16 protein-coding genes and 1 pseudogene are annotated in these 15,090 nt (G+C 35.5%); 15 read left to right on the top strand and 2 right to left on the bottom strand.

The genetic code is table 11. The annotated features are described in order from the left end of the window. Entirely contained in the window at positions 1-579 is a 579-nt protein-coding gene (lpcA, locus tag GYX25_RS05975) for a D-sedoheptulose 7-phosphate isomerase (RefSeq protein WP_091346283.1), read from the bottom strand. A 395-nt stretch (positions 580-974) separates the two neighbouring features. Here lpcA and ribH point away from each other — a divergent pair, with 395 nt between their 5' ends. The 13 genes and pseudogenes from ribH (at position 975) to gorA (ending at position 12,123) form a co-directional block, all read left to right on the top strand. After that, the gene (ribH, locus tag GYX25_RS05970; protein ID WP_091346282.1) at positions 975-1,445 is read left to right on the top strand and encodes a 6,7-dimethyl-8-ribityllumazine synthase; all 471 of its coding nucleotides are present in this window, start codon (positions 975-977) and stop codon (positions 1,443-1,445) included. Between the two features lie 4 nt (positions 1,446-1,449). Then, positions 1,450-1,869, top strand: a complete 420-nt coding sequence (gene nusB / locus GYX25_RS05965) for a transcription antitermination factor NusB (RefSeq protein ID WP_091346280.1) — start codon at positions 1,450-1,452, stop codon at positions 1,867-1,869. Between the two features lie 21 nt (positions 1,870-1,890). Beyond that, a complete protein-coding gene (locus GYX25_RS05960; protein ID WP_174786942.1) occupies positions 1,891-2,946 on the top strand; it encodes a TrmH family RNA methyltransferase in 1,056 nt (351 codons plus the stop codon). A gap of 159 nt (positions 2,947-3,105) precedes the next feature. After that, positions 3,106-4,032: a multifunctional transcriptional regulator/nicotinamide-nucleotide adenylyltransferase/ribosylnicotinamide kinase NadR gene (gene nadR / locus GYX25_RS05955; protein WP_174786941.1), complete on the top strand. Its 927-nt coding sequence runs from the start codon at positions 3,106-3,108 to the stop codon at positions 4,030-4,032. Between the two features lie 61 nt (positions 4,033-4,093). Beyond that, positions 4,094-4,870, top strand: a complete 777-nt coding sequence (gene ubiE / locus GYX25_RS05950) for a bifunctional demethylmenaquinone methyltransferase/2-methoxy-6-polyprenyl-1,4-benzoquinol methylase UbiE (RefSeq protein WP_091346274.1) — start codon at positions 4,094-4,096, stop codon at positions 4,868-4,870. A gap of 14 nt (positions 4,871-4,884) precedes the next feature. After that, positions 4,885-6,426: a ubiquinone biosynthesis regulatory protein kinase UbiB gene (ubiB, locus tag GYX25_RS05945; RefSeq protein WP_174786940.1), complete on the top strand. Its 1,542-nt coding sequence runs from the start codon at positions 4,885-4,887 to the stop codon at positions 6,424-6,426. Between the two features lie 98 nt (positions 6,427-6,524). Then, the gene (gene tatA, locus GYX25_RS05940; protein ID WP_091346270.1) at positions 6,525-6,740 is read left to right on the top strand and encodes a twin-arginine translocase TatA/TatE family subunit; all 216 of its coding nucleotides are present in this window, start codon (positions 6,525-6,527) and stop codon (positions 6,738-6,740) included. Positions 6,741-6,743: 3 nt separating this feature from the next. Then, positions 6,744-7,022: pseudogene (gene tatB / locus GYX25_RS05935) on the top strand (Sec-independent protein translocase protein TatB); the annotation flags it as partial. Positions 7,023-7,078: 56 nt separating this feature from the next. Then, complete coding sequence (gene tatC / locus GYX25_RS05930; RefSeq protein WP_091346266.1) at positions 7,079-7,840, top strand: twin-arginine translocase subunit TatC; 762 nt, start codon at positions 7,079-7,081, stop codon at positions 7,838-7,840. A gap of 54 nt (positions 7,841-7,894) precedes the next feature. Continuing rightward, the gene (gene hldE, locus GYX25_RS05925) at positions 7,895-9,319 is read left to right on the top strand and encodes a bifunctional D-glycero-beta-D-manno-heptose-7-phosphate kinase/D-glycero-beta-D-manno-heptose 1-phosphate adenylyltransferase HldE (RefSeq protein WP_091346264.1); all 1,425 of its coding nucleotides are present in this window, start codon (positions 7,895-7,897) and stop codon (positions 9,317-9,319) included. Positions 9,320-9,495: 176 nt separating this feature from the next. After that, positions 9,496-9,978 (top strand): hypothetical protein, encoded by a 483-nt coding sequence (locus tag GYX25_RS05920; RefSeq protein ID WP_174786939.1) that lies wholly within the window; start codon positions 9,496-9,498, stop codon positions 9,976-9,978. Beyond that, a complete protein-coding gene (locus GYX25_RS05915; RefSeq protein ID WP_091346260.1) occupies positions 9,978-10,463 on the top strand; it encodes a hypothetical protein in 486 nt (161 codons plus the stop codon). Before GYX25_RS05920 ends, GYX25_RS05915 begins: the two co-directional genes overlap by 1 nt. A gap of 307 nt (positions 10,464-10,770) precedes the next feature. Then, positions 10,771-12,123, top strand: coding sequence for a glutathione-disulfide reductase (gene gorA, locus GYX25_RS05910; protein ID WP_174786938.1), 1,353 nt, complete (start codon positions 10,771-10,773; stop codon positions 12,121-12,123). Positions 12,124-12,236: 113 nt separating this feature from the next. Here the strand turns inward: gorA and GYX25_RS05905 are convergent, their stop codons facing one another. After that, complete coding sequence (locus tag GYX25_RS05905) at positions 12,237-13,574, bottom strand: MFS transporter (protein ID WP_091346256.1); 1,338 nt, start codon at positions 13,572-13,574, stop codon at positions 12,237-12,239. A gap of 226 nt (positions 13,575-13,800) precedes the next feature. Here GYX25_RS05905 and GYX25_RS05900 point away from each other — a divergent pair, with 226 nt between their 5' ends. Further along, positions 13,801-14,373 carry a DNA-3-methyladenine glycosylase I gene (locus tag GYX25_RS05900; protein ID WP_091346254.1) on the top strand — a complete coding sequence of 191 codons (573 nt, stop codon included), beginning with the start codon at positions 13,801-13,803 and terminating at the stop codon, positions 14,371-14,373. After that, complete coding sequence (locus GYX25_RS05895; RefSeq protein ID WP_174786937.1) at positions 14,374-14,973, top strand: YdcF family protein; 600 nt, start codon at positions 14,374-14,376, stop codon at positions 14,971-14,973. The last annotated feature ends 117 nt before the right edge of the window (positions 14,974-15,090 follow it).

Genomic DNA, 15,090 nt, shown 5'->3' with positions numbered 1-15,090 from the left:
TTATTTAGCCATCTCTTTTTCAATAAGTAGGATTAGAATATGAATGACTTTGATATGAATCTCTTGCACGCGATCTGCATAGCCAAAATGCGGAACACGAATATCGACATCAGCAAGTCCATTCATCTTACCACCATCTTTACCTGTTAATGTAATGACTTTCATGCCTTTTTGTTTTGCTGCTTCAATTGCTTTCAGCACATTAGCTGAATTGCCTGAAGTTGAAATACCTAAAAGCACATCGCCTTTTTGTCCAACACCTTCAACATAACGAGAAAAAATATAATCAAATCCATAATCGTTACCAACACAAGAAATATGACTTACATCAGATATTGCTATTGCAGGGTAAGCCGGACGATTGTCACGATAACGTCCAGTTAACTCTTCAGCAAAATGCATTGCATCACAATGAGAACCACCATTACCACATGATAAAACTTTGCCTCCTTGTTTAAACGAATTGGCAATTAAAATTGCGGCTTGTTGAATCCGTTCAAGGTTTTTATCGTCTGAAACAAATTTGGTTAATACGTCAACAGCTTGATTTAACTCATCACGAATATTGTCAATGTACACTACTATTTCTCCTTAATAAATTTACATACCATTTTAATTCGTTCCAAATAGCTTGCAAGTGATAAAAATAAAATTCCCAATATTTAACCAATATTGTCAAGAAAGAGTGTGTTTAAGTATAAAAATGAACATCAAAATGAAAACGAATTAAAATCATTACTGGTAGCAACAAATAAAATAACAACAAAATTTAAATTAATTTTAATATTAACAAATAATATATTTACAATAGTGAAATTATTTGCGTTATTTTTAAATAATACCTTGTATATAACTTGGTCGTAACGCTATTTGCCAATAGGATAAGTCTTTAATTCGTGATACAATTTAGTTAGTATTTTTTCATTTAAAAGAAACTGAAATCGCATTTAAAATAGAATCGATAAGGAATTAATATGCAAACAATTGAAGGTAAAGTGGCTGCACCAAAAGCCAAAGTTGCAATTGTAGTGGCACGTTTTAATCATTTTATTAATGATAGTTTAGTAAGTGGTGCAATTGATGCATTAACACGTATTGGGCAAATCGATGATAAAAATATTACTGTTATCTGGGTTCCTGGTGCTTATGAAATTCCACTTGCCGCAAAAGTTGCTGCGCAGTCAAAAAAATATGATGCAATTGTGGCATTAGGTACTGTTATTCGTGGAAGCACAGCGCATTTCGATTTTGTCGCGGGTGAATCAAGCTCAGGTTTATTAAGCGCAAGTTTAGATAACACCATTCCAGTTGGATTTGGTATTTTAACTACCGAAAGTATAGAACAAGCTATTGAGCGTGCAGGCACAAAAGCAGGCAATAAAGGTGCTGAAGCGGCATTAACTGCGCTAGAAATGCTAAATATTATTAAAGCAATTAAGGAGTAATTTAGTGGCATTAGTCAATCCTCGTCGTCGAGCAAGAGAGTGTGCGGTACAAGCAATCTACTCTTGGCAAGTTTCTAAAAACGATCTTGCCGATGTTGAGACCAGTTTTATTGCAGAACAAGACATGAAAGGCGTTGATGCTAAATATTTTCGTGAGTTATTAAACGGTGTGGCAAAGAATACCATCGAATTAGATGAAAAAATGGCGCCGTACCTCACTGAACGTACTGTTGATGAATTGGGGCAAGTTGAATTAGCGATACTGCGAATCGCACTGTATGAATTAATGAAACGTCAAGATGTACCTTATAAAGTGGTGATTAATGAAGCCATTGATCTCACAAAAACGTTTGGTGCTGCTGACAGTCATAAATTTGTTAATGGGGTATTAGATAAAATTGCCCCAACCATTCGTACGCGATAACCGATTAATAGTGAGATTGATATGAACGACAATACCGAAAAAAGCAAACCAACTATTTTTTATGCTAAAAATAGTGAACCGAAAAAGCACTCTCGTTCAGCTAAAGAAAAGCCTAGTGGGTGGAAAGGTCAGCGTAAAGATAATTCATCTCCGTTTAATGCTAAACGTGATCATAATGACCGTATTGAAACGTTCAAACCTCGAAATGATAAATCTGAGTTTGTCAAAAAGCGTTTTACTGTTGAACTTAATCAATCTCAATCAGCTATTGCAAATGATTCGCCATGGCAAAAAAAAGTACGTAATAATGATCAAGCCCCTACATTTGGTTATGATGGTTATCGTCAGCGTAAAGAAGAAACGTTAGTTTATAGTGAAAATAGTTGTAAAGCGGTTTTTAAACATCGACGCATAGCTATTGTAAAGCTATTTATTACTCAAGAGATGACTTATCAGTTTAAGGATTTAATCGACTGGCTAGTCAAACAGCGGCTGGGTTATGATGTTGTCTCTAGTGAGCAAATTAGCAAAATAACCCAAACTCAACACCATGGTGGTGTCTGTCTAATTGTTAAAAAGCGTGTTCCACTCACATTATTGGATTATTTAGAAGAAAGCAGTGATAAAGATCATGATTGTATTTTAGCCATTGACGATGTTAACAATCCTCATAATCTGGGGGGGCTAATACGAAGTGCCGCTTTTTATGGGGTAAATGGCGTGATGTTACGCCAAACCAATTTACTTGATAGTGGTTCAGCTATGCGAGTAGCTGAAGGTGGAATAGAAGCTGTTGCCGCAATTAAAAGTGATGATTTTATTGCTTCAATTGATATGTTGAAACAACATGGCTATCAAGTTGTTGCGTTATTACCTTGTCAGTCAAAGTCTATTGCATCAAGTGAATTACATAAAATCCGGTTTAACAAAAAAGTGGCTTTAGTTATTTTTCAGCAAATCAACATGAAGTTAATTAATAATGCTGACGTCACCTTACATATACAAGGCAATGAAAATATGCCTGCGCTTAATATTTCAGTGGCAACGGGCATTTTATTATCAAATTTGAAAAAATAAGCCAGTAAGAATTTAGCTTTTATCATCGCCTCATCTATTATTGAGACGATAAAAGTTATTTTTAATTATTGATGGCTATCAAATAGCATCATTTGGTTAGAAATTGCGATTTTTTTCTGTAGAGTATTAATAAGTATTTAAATATGGTCGGTAGTAGCTATGGCTAAGCATAAAGTTGGTTTAATTTTCGGGAAGTTTTATCCTTTACATTGTGGTCACATTTATTTGATTGAAAAAGCTATAAGCCAAGTCGATGAATTACATATTTTTCTTGGTTGTGAAGCATCACGGGATAAGCAACTATTTGATAAAAGCCATCTACCAAAACAACCTCAAATAAGCGACCGTTTTTCGTGGTTAAAAGAGACGTTTAAAGATCGCCATAATATTCATATCCATGTACTTGATGAAGCAGGTATTGAGTTTTATCCTAACGGTTGGCAAGATTGGAGTGATCGTGTTAAGCAACTCCTTACTGAGCATAAAATTATCCCAAATGTTGTGTTTACCAGCGAACCTCAAGATGTCAAAAATCATGAACACTATTTCGGTTGTTCGGTTACCATTGTTGATGCTGATCGACATTTTATGAACATCAGTGCCACACAAATCCGTGAAAACCCTTATAAGAACTGGTCTTTTATTGCGCAAGCAGCAAAACCTTTTTTTGTTAAAAAAGTGGCTATTATTGGTCAAGGTAGATTTTGTGAATTACCTATTCAGCTGGCTAATATTTATAATACGCAATATGTGCCTAATGGCTATATTAATTATATCGAGCGAGAAATTTCGACCCGTCATAACTATTTAAGTGAATGTGATTATATTAAAATTGCAATGTTACACGTTGAACGACTCACCAAAGCAGTAGAAACTGCAAATAAGCTTATTTTTACCTCGATTGATTTTGAAACATTAGCGCAGTATTACCGCCAAATCTTCGAAAAAGAAAACGATGTTTTACAAGCCCTAAAAAACAGTTATCAGTTTGATTTAGTCATTCACGAAAAAGACTTAAAACCACAACGCTCCCAACTCGAATATTTTGAAACAGTCTCAAAGAAGGTTGAAGCATTATTGATTTAGTTCATCACATTTATTATGGCTTATGCTAAAATAAAGTAAATCTTTGTGATAGGTAAATTTTATGTCTCAATCTTTTGATAATAAAGACAATACGAATCAAGAAAAAATTGATTTTGGTTACACGCAAGTTCCAAAGCAAGAAAAAGTAAAGCGTGTTGCTGAAGTATTTCACTCTGTTGCCGATAAATATGATGTTATGAATGATCTCATGTCATTTGGTATTCATCGTATTTGGAAAAAAATCACTATTGAATATAGCAGTGTGCGTAAAGGCCAAAAAGTTCTAGATCTTGCAGGGGGAACAGGTGACTTAACGGCAAAATTCTCACAACTGGTTGGTGATGATGGATTAGTTGTTTTAGCTGACATTAACGAATCAATGTTAAAAGTTGGGCGAGATAAACTCCGTGATAAAGGCTTATTTAAGAATATCGAATATGTACAAGCCAATGCAGAAGAATTACCTTTTGCTGATAACTATTTTGATTGTATCACCATCTCATTTGGTTTACGCAATGTCACCGATAAAGAAAAGGCGTTACGATCCATGTGGCGGGTACTGAAACCTGGTGGACGCTTATTAATTCTTGAGTTTTCTAAACCTCAATATCAAATACTAAATAAAGCATATGATTTGTATTCATTTTCCATGTTACCGTTAATGGGAAAAATTGTGGCAAATGATTCTGAAAGTTATCGTTATTTAGCCGAATCCATTCGTATGCATCCCGATCAAAACACCTTGAAAAAAATGATGGAAGATGCAGGATTTGTTGATGTGAAATATCACAATATGACCGGTGGGATTGTTGCGTTACATATTGGCTTTAAATTTTGATGCGATGAATAATAATGACCTTTTTTAGACTTTTTAAAATCTTAACCGTATTTCGAGCCTATCAATTAAATGAATTGTTACCGAAACATCGTTCATCAAAATGGCTTGGTATTTTATTATTCTGCTTTTTTTGGGTTAGACCTAAGGCAAAACATCAAGAAATAGGCGAACGGTTACGACAAGCTCTGCAAGAATTAGGTCCTGTTTGGATCAAGTTTGGGCAAATGATCTCAACTCGGCGTGATGTTTTACCTAAACACATAGCTGATGCTTTAGCAAAATTACAAGACCAAGTTCCACCTTTTGACGGTAAAATAGCGAAACAACTGATTGAACAAGCATTAGAACAACCGATTGATTATTATTTTTCCAACTTTGATGAAACTTCGTTAGCGTCAGCATCAATTGCGCAGGTGCATACTGCGTTATTAAACTCTAGCCAAGCCGAGGTTATCATCAAGGTTTTACGTCCTAATATTTTACCTGTTATCCAAGCCGATATTGGTTTAATGTATTGGGTTGCTAAACAATGTACGAAGCGGATAAAATCAGGCGAAAGGTTACGTGCGGTTGAAATAGTGCATGATTATGAAATGACACTATTAAAAGAGCTAGATTTACGCAAAGAGGCTTATAACACAGCAAGATTACGTGATAATTTTATTAATAGCGATATTTTGTATATTCCTTATGTATACCAAGACTTATGTCGAAAAAATATCATAGTCGAAGAACGCATTAAAGGCGTACCCATCGCCGATATTAACCAGTTAAAACAACATAAAGTCAATATGAAATTGCTTGCAGAGCGGGGTGTTCAAGCCTTTTTTACCCAAGTTTTCCGTGATAATTTCTTCCATGCTGATATGCACCCAGGCAATATCTTTGTTGATATTACCGATCCACAAAATCCACGTTATATTGGAATTGATTGTGCCATTGTTGGCATATTGAGTGATGATGACCAGCATTATCTTGCCGAAAACTTCTTAGCATTTTTTAATCGAGATTATCGCAAAATAGCCGAAACTTATATCGCATCTGGTTGGGTGCCAGAAACTACTGATGTTATTGCACTTGAAATGGCCATGCGCAATGTCTGTGAGCCCGCATTTGAAAAACCACTGGCTGAAATCTCATTTTCACAGATTTTACTAAAGTTATTTCAAGTTGCACGCCAATTTGAGATGGATATTCAACCGCAACTTACTCTTCTTGAAAAAACGCTATTTTATATTGAAGGACTTGGACGTCAGCTTTATCCTGAACTCGATTTATGGCAAACAGCAAAACCATTTTTAGAAAATTGGTATCAAGAAAAATACAGTGCAAAAAAGATACTACAACAAGCATTGGAGTCGCTACCTAAATTGCGTAATATGTTACCAACATTGCCTGAAAAATTAAATGATTACGAACGAATTACCAAACAGATGAATGCGCAATTAAAACAAATTGATCAGCAACTGCAGCGTAGCAAAAAACGTGAACGAAATCTGTATGGAATGCTGGGGTTAATTTGTGTTTTATGCATTACGATATTAGTCATAAATTAACGATTGAAGACTAATAATTACCTATTAAATTGGTGATATTGGGAATATTATAATTTACGTGTATAATTTGGTTAAATACCGCCATTGGAGACAATCAGATGCCAAGCTTACCTCAACTACTCATATTAATAGCTGTAGTAGTATTATTATTTGGAACAAAAAAATTACGTTCATTGGGTTCAGATCTTGGTGAGTCAATTAAAGGCTTTAAAAAAGCAATGAATGATGATGGTAAAAAAGATAGTGATAATTCACAAAAAATCGAAAATACCGACTCATCTGATACTAATACCAATAATAACAAAAAAGAGTAACCTGTGTTTGACATCAGCTTTGGGCAATTATTATTAGTATTAATTATTGGTCTGGTGGTATTAGGGCCAGAACGATTACCTATTGCAATAAAAACCGTTGCAGGGTGGATAAAAGTACTGCGCCGAATGTCAGCAACAGTACAGCTAGAGTTAAACAAAGAGCTTAAACTGCAAGAATTACAAGACAGTCTAAAAAAGGCCGAACAAAGTGGGCTAACTACATTGACGCCAGAAATTCAAGAATCTATTGACGACTTAAAGCGTGTAACTGAATCATTACAAAACGAAATCGACTCAGCAACGCAAATCGATCAACAAACACATTCAGATAAAAAATCATGACAGACGATGCTACTCAACCATTAATTGGACATCTTGTTGAACTCAGAACACGACTTTTACGTTGTATTATCTGTATTTTATTAGTATTAATTTGTTTACTTTATTTTTCTAATGATATTTATCATATTGTAGCAAATCCGCTCATCAGCCAATTACCTCAAGGTAGTAGCATGATAGCAACCGATATTGCCGCGCCATTTTTTACACCGATTAAACTGACTGCGGTGGTAGCGATATTCATCTCTATTCCGTATGTGCTATACCAAGTTTGGGGCTTTATTGCGCCAGCACTCTACCAACACGAAAGACGTTTGGTGATGCCTTTAATCGTATCAAGCACAATCCTATTTTATATGGGGATAGCGTTTGCTTATTTTGTGGTGTTTCCATTAGCGTTTTACTTTTTTATTCATACGGCACCGGTTGATGTTGCAATCAACACTGACATTACCAAATACCTCGATTTTGTCATGACCCTTTTTGTAGTATTTGGTTTTGCTTTTGAAGTGCCTGTGGCAATTATTTTGCTCTGCTGGACTGGAATCACCACACCCAAAAGCCTACGTAAAAAACGTCCTTATATTATTGTTGGTGTGTTTGCCGTTGCAATGTTTGTTACCCCACCAGATGTTTTTTCACAAATATTATTAGCTGTACCTATCTGTTTACTGTTTGAAATTGGCACTTTTTTTGCCCGTTTTTACCAACCGCGTCAACATGACAATATAGAAAACGACAGCCAAGAGTCTGAACAATAGACATAAACAGATAACCAATGAATTAAACTGAACAAGTAAGGATAACGAGTCATAATGAAAACATCATTACCTGATTTTAATTGTGCCAATGTATTAGTTGTGGGCGATATTATGTTAGATCGCTACTGGTATGGGGGAACTAATCGCATATCACCTGAAGCCCCTGTACCCGTCGTGAAAATTGACTCTTTAGAAGAAAGACCTGGTGGTGCAGCCAATGTTGCGATGAATATTACTTCACTTTGTGGTAATGCACGACTTATTGGATTAACAGGCATTGATGAGCCAGCCAAAATTCTTGATGAACAACTCAGTAAACATAACGTTCAATGTGATTTTGTATCCGTTTCAACGCACCCAACCATCACCAAATTGCGAGTTCTATCACGCAATCAACAATTGATTCGTATTGATTTTGAAGAAGGGTTTGGTAATGTTGATGCAACGCCTATTCTTGAACGCATTCAAACAGCATTAACGACTCATAAAGTGTTGGTTCTGTCGGATTATGCTAAGGGCGCATTATCGGCAGTTCAAGCAATGATTAAGCTTGCTAATCAAGCTAATGTACCGATTTTAGTTGATCCCAAAGGTACGGATTTTGAGCGTTATCGTGGAGCAACATTATTAACGCCAAATATGACTGAATTTGAAGCCGTGGTTGGGCATTGTCAAAACGAAGAAGACATTGTCGAAAAAGGTTATCAGCTTATCAAAAAGTATGATCTTAAAGCCCTGCTAGTCACGCGTAGTGAAAAAGGTATGACATTACTACAATTGGACAAACCAATTTACCACCTGCCAACTCAAGCCAAAGAAGTTTTTGATGTCACCGGTGCCGGCGATACCGTAATTGCGACATTAGCAGCCTCTTTAGCTGCCGGGCAATCTTTAGAAGAAAGCTGCTTTTTAGCCAATGCTGCAGCCGGTGTGGTTGTTGGTAAACTTGGTACATCGACTGTTTCACAAGTCGAACTAGAAAACGCCATACGTGCACGTGCTGATGATGGTTTTGGTGTCATGAGCGAAGATGAGCTAAAAGAAGAGGTTCGAAAGGCGCGCATGCGTGGTGAAAAAATTGTCATGACCAATGGCTGTTTTGATATTTTACACGCAGGGCATGTTTCTTATTTGGCAAATGCTCGGAAACTTGGCGATCGCCTAATTGTTGCTGTGAACAGCGATGCCTCGGTAAAAAAACTAAAAGGCGAATCAAGACCAATTAATCCACTCATGCAACGAATGATTGTACTGGGTGCACTTGATTCGGTTGATTGGGTTGTGCCATTTGAAGAAGAAACTCCTCAACGACTCATTGCTAATGTCTTGCCCGATGTCTTAGTCAAAGGTGGTGATTATAAACCCGAAGATATCGCTGGGGGCAAAGAAGTTATCGCTGCTGGCGGTAGCGTTAAAGTGCTTAACTTTGAAGATGGCTGTTCAACGACCAATATTATTAATGCGATAAAAAATCGCTAAAATTTAGCTAAAAAAGCCACTTATTTAAGTGGCTTTTTTTCTAATGGCTAACTAATTTTATTTTTTTACTTTTTTAAAAAAATTTATAATTTTTTCTTATTTTACAATGAAATTTTTTTATTTTATTATGAGAAATTACTGCTGATAAATTTTAATTTTTATAAGGAATATAGATAATGAAGAAAAATTTTGTTGCAATTGCAATAGTTTCAATGTTGTTAACCGGTTGTAGTTTTTCATTTGAAAAACCAGGAGAAAAGATAAAACCTATCTCAGATACGACTAAGTTAAACAATGTATGTATTTATCAAAATGTAAGTACTATTAGCTCTTATAATAAAGCAGGAGAAATCATAGCTGAAAAGCTTAATACTTTAAATATTACCAATAAATTAACGAGTAAAGACAAATTAAATGATTGTTCTTACACATTATATTATGACGTTAGAAGAGCAATTGCGGTACCCACTTATTTATCTATTATGCATGTACAAGTTGATGATCATGAAGGATATTCCGTTGGTACTTTAAAATATAGTCATACTACTGAAGGGGGGTTAATACATCTTAACTCTTCAACCTTCACTAGTACAGATACAAAAATTAACGAATTATTGGATCGATTATTTAACGTTAAATTAGATAAAGAGAATAACTAATGAAAAAGAAACTCATATTATTATCAATTGCCTCTTTTGTTGTAGGTTGTAGCTCTTCAAAATCGGACTATCACTACTTAGCAATGGAAGATGATCCACAATTAGAATTCTCGACTGATTTCGGTGATGAAACTAGTTTACCAGTTGACTTTAGTTTAAATATTGATAATCCTGAAGCAAATTATTGTAGTGATTTTAATGACATTGGTTATTATTACCCAGAAAGTAGCATTTTTGTTTTGGCTAAAGCTAATTTAGAATTAAGTGCAAAAATCCCCGCTAATAAGCCTGTTGCTATAGAAAGTCATTATAATGTAGGTAATCAAGCGTCTTGTTATGCAGAAACTAAACAATTTATAGCTGAAAAGGGTAAAACTTATAAAGTTAATTTTAAGCTAGAAAATAAATATTGCGATCTGGAAATTATCGATAAAGAGACTTCTCAACCAGTGCGGGTTAAAATTAAAAATAAATGTACTAAATAAAGATATAAAAGTAGTGAACTGCCGTTATATTGAATCATGATTATAAGGTAGATTGATGTAAATCATAAAACCAATTGAGGGGGGTTATATAAATAACCCCCTTTATGTTTCAACTCTCCATTTATAGAATCAAAATTATATTGTATTTATTCTGTGAAATTACATTATAGAAAATAATAATGGGCTATTTATTATAATGATTAATCGTTAATAACTATTATTAAATTTCAAAATTAATACTTTTTTTATTACGCGCTTTATGCAAAGCTAATGACCAAATTATGAAAAAGAGTATTAAGGATATTTTATGACCAAACATTATGATTATATTGCCATTGGTGGCGGTAGTGGTGGGATAGCATCAGTCAACCGAGCTGCGTCCTATGGAAAAAAGTGTGCCATTATTGAAGCGAAATTATTAGGTGGAACCTGTGTGAATGTTGGTTGTGTGCCTAAAAAAGTGATGTGGTATGGTGCACAAATTGCTGAAGCCATTAATCACTATGGTCCCGATTACGGTTTTGATACTACTATTAATAAATTCAGTTGGAATAAATTAATTGCTAGCCGAAGCGCTTATATTGATCGAATCCATCAATCTTATGATCGGGTCTTGAATAATAACAACGTTGATGTGATTCATGGATATGCTAAGTTTGTTGATTCTCATACAGTTGAGGTAAATGATGAGCATTATAGTGCCGATCATATTCTGATAGCTGTTGGAGGAAAACCAACGATTCCGAATATCCCAGGTGCGCAATATGGTATCACATCTGATGGATTTTTTGCGCTAAAAGCCTTACCTAAGCGTGTTGCAGTTGTCGGCGCAGGTTATATTGCTTGCGAAATCGCAAGTGTATTACATGCACTTGGCGCACAAACTCATCAATTTGTTCGCAATGCCACACCATTACGCACTTTTGATCCATTAATTGTTGAAACCTTAATGGAAGTGATAAAAACAGAAGGACAACACCTTCACACTTTTGCGGTGCCAAAATCCGTCACTAAAAATAGTGATAAGTCATTAACTTTAACATTAGAAAATGGCGAAAGTTATACTGTCGATTGTTTAATTTGGGCAATTGGTCGTGAACCTGCTACAAAAGACATGAATTTACAGGCAGCAGGCATTGATATTGATAATAAAGGCTTTGTGATAGTGGATAAATATCAAAATACCAATGTACAGGGTATTTATTCAGTCGGTGATGATACAGGCGCCATGGCATTAACGCCGGTTGCGGTTGCCGCGGGTCGTCGCTTATCAGAAAGGCTTTTTAACAATAAACCTGATGAACATTTAGATTATAGTAATATTCCAACCGTCGTCTTTACACACCCAGCAATTGGTACAGTAGGCTTAACTGAGCCAGAAGCGATACTGCAATATGGTGAAGAAAACGTCAAAGTCTATAAATCCACCTTTACGGCCATGTACACTGCAGTTACGCAACATCGTCAACCGTGTCGTATGAAGTTAGTGTGCGCTGGTAAAGATGAAAAAATTGTGGGTATTCATGGTATTGGATATGGTATGGACGAAATGTTACAAGGCTTTGCTGTCGCACTGAAAATGGGCGCTACCAAAAAAGACTTCGACAATACAGTTGCTATTCATCCAACAGCAGCTGAAGAGTTTGTTACCATGCGTTAATATGATAGCTATTTGTATATCACATTAGTATATAGTACAAAGTTAAATAACAAAGCAGGAAACTCTCCCGCTTTGTTATTGCTAAAATCATTACTGGCTAATAATTAGTTGAGTTACTGCTCCAACCCTTTTTTAGCTAAAGGATAGAAACCCACTCCAATTGCAATTAATGCCACAAAAGAGATATAAATACCCGCACCCAAATAACTATATTCCCCTAATAAATGTTCAGGACTTAATAGATAAATGGTTAATGTTGGTGTAAATGCACTAAATAACGCATAGGCTAAATTATAAGAAAACGATAAGCCTGAATAACGAATTGCAGGTGGAAACGTCCTTGTCCCAATTATCGGTGTCATGGCAACAGAGCCAATGAAAAGCCCAAAAATAGCCCAAATTAAATAAAGCTTAGTTAGCGACATATCAGGCGATAATGAACTATAAAAATAGAGACTAGAAACAGCAAGGCCTCCCCAACAAATCATCGAGGTTTTAGTTGAACCTAGCTTATCATCTAACCAACCAAAAATAATACAACCTAATGTTAAGGTTAAAGCGGCAATACAACCACCGATCCGCCAATCAAGGTTAGCAAAATGATATATACCGCCAACAATACGACCCGGGGTAATTAAAATCCCCACCATAATAGCGGTAGACAATGACCACGTTAACAATGCAACAATCACGCAGGCTGTTTTGTGTTTTTGTAGTACGGTAACAACTGGGATATTTTTTTCAATCGCTTTGCGCGCGGCTAATTCCTTGAAAATAGGTGTTTCCGATAAAAAACGGCGCAAATAAACCGAAATAACCCCGAAAATACCGCCAATAATAAACGGAATACGCCATGCGTAATCTAAAATATTTTGTGTCGTAAAACAAAGATCAATAATAATTGTGACAATAAACCCAAGTAAAATACCGCCAGTAATTCCTGATGTTAATGTGCCAACACCAAGTCCATAACGTTGTTTTGGCACATGCTCTGCAATAAATACCCAAGCACCTGGCATTTCGCCACCGATCGCTGCACCTTGCAACATGCGCATAATCAAAAGCAATAGTGGTGCAAAAATACCGATCATTTCGTAAGTGGGTAAAACTCCAATGATGAAAGTTGGTAGCGCCATCATTGCGACACTTAGGGTAAACATCTTTTTACGGCCCACTTTATCGCCAAAATGTGCCATAATAATACCGCCCACAGGACGAACTAAATAACCAGCAGCAAAAATTCCCCACGCAAACAGATCTAACGTCAAAGGGGATAATGTATGAGGTAAAAATAGCGGTTTAACGATGGTATCGATATAAAGTGCATAAATAACAAAATCATAAAACTCGAGCGTACCACCTAAAGAAGACAAAACTAACGTTTTTAAGTCCTTACTATTTAATGGACGCGCAGTGGGTTGCCACTGTGCATTGATTTCAGACTGATTCATGAACTAACCTTATTCTTATTGTTAAATTGAGATAAAAAATCAAGAAAACTCGTCTTTTTTGACCTAACCTTATAAAGGTCTCCATTCTGCCACAAAAACAAGCCTTTTTTTTCATCATAAAAAAATTTAATGAATGACATTAAACTGTATATTTGATTTATAATCTTAATATATTGGATAAAAAGATATCACCATACCATGGTGGTTAATTCAAAAGGATGATTAAATGATAGATCCAAAAGTAAAGCGTTGCAGTTGGGTGACAAACGATCCGCTGTATATTGCTTATCATGACAACGAATGGGGCATTCCCCAATATGATAGCCTTAAGTTATTTGAAAAAATTTGCTTAGAAGGTCAACAAGCGGGTTTGTCTTGGATCACAGTACTAAAAAAACGGCAAGAATATCGCCGTTGTTTTTTTGATTTTAATCCTGAAAAAATTGTTCAATTGACTGAAAAAGATATTGAATTATTCATGGAAAACAAAGGACTAATACGTAATCGACTAAAGCTAAATAGCATAATCAAAAATGCCCAAGCGTATTTATTAATGCAAAAAAATAACGAAGATTTTTCACAATTTATTTGGTCTTTTGTTGATGGTAAACCAATTACTCATTATTACAAAGACAAAAGCGAACTTCCTGTTAGCACAGAAACCTCGGACAAAATGTCAAAAGCATTAAAAAAGAAAGGTTTTAGTTTTGTTGGTTCAACGATTTGTTATGCTTTTATGCAGTCCATGGGGTTAGTCAATGACCATTTTGAATATTGCTTTAAAAAGGAATTTAAGTGAATGAACATGATACAACTAATAAAGTATGCCGTTATTGGCATACTCGGTTATTTTATTGTTTGCAATGTGGTTATTTTTGTCTATACCCAGCAACCACCACAAGATAATGCTGACACCATGGTTATTTTAGGATCCCAAGTAGTGGGAACACCTCCGCAGGCGCCCTTGACATTACAAACGCGTTTAGATGTTGCGGTGACTTATCTACACAATAATCCCAACACAAAAGCTATAGTCTGTGGTGGACAAGGTAAAGACGAATCCGCAACCGAAGCTAGTGTAATGGCTGATTACTTAATTAAAAAAGGCATTGAATCATCAAGAGTTTATATAGAAGATAAATCAACTCGCACCGCTCAACAATTTCTTTATGCAAATGATATCTTACCTTTAGGCAAAACCGTCATCGTCACTAATGACTTTCATTTATTGCGCTCAGTCATGTTGGCTAAACGTTCAGGATTCGAGCAAATATCAGGTCTCTCTGCGCCGTTGAATTGGTCTAATTTTGATAAATATATCGCAATGATAAGAGAGCCATTAGCATTAGCAAACTCTTGGTTATTTGATCATCCTAAAGAACAACTTAAACAAGAATGATGGTTGCGATGAGCTCAGATTTTTATTGATACACTGTTTTTAATTCAATCGGCTAATCAAAGTATCACCATAAGCAATAGCTGTTTTTACTTGTTGTCCATGGTATCATGGCAACAT

The sequence above is a fragment of the Gilliamella sp. ESL0254 genome (genome assembly GCF_013344985.1).
GTDB lineage: Bacteria > Pseudomonadota > Gammaproteobacteria > Enterobacterales > Orbaceae > Gilliamella > Gilliamella bombicola.
This window is presented reverse-complemented; position numbering and strand designations above follow the sequence as displayed.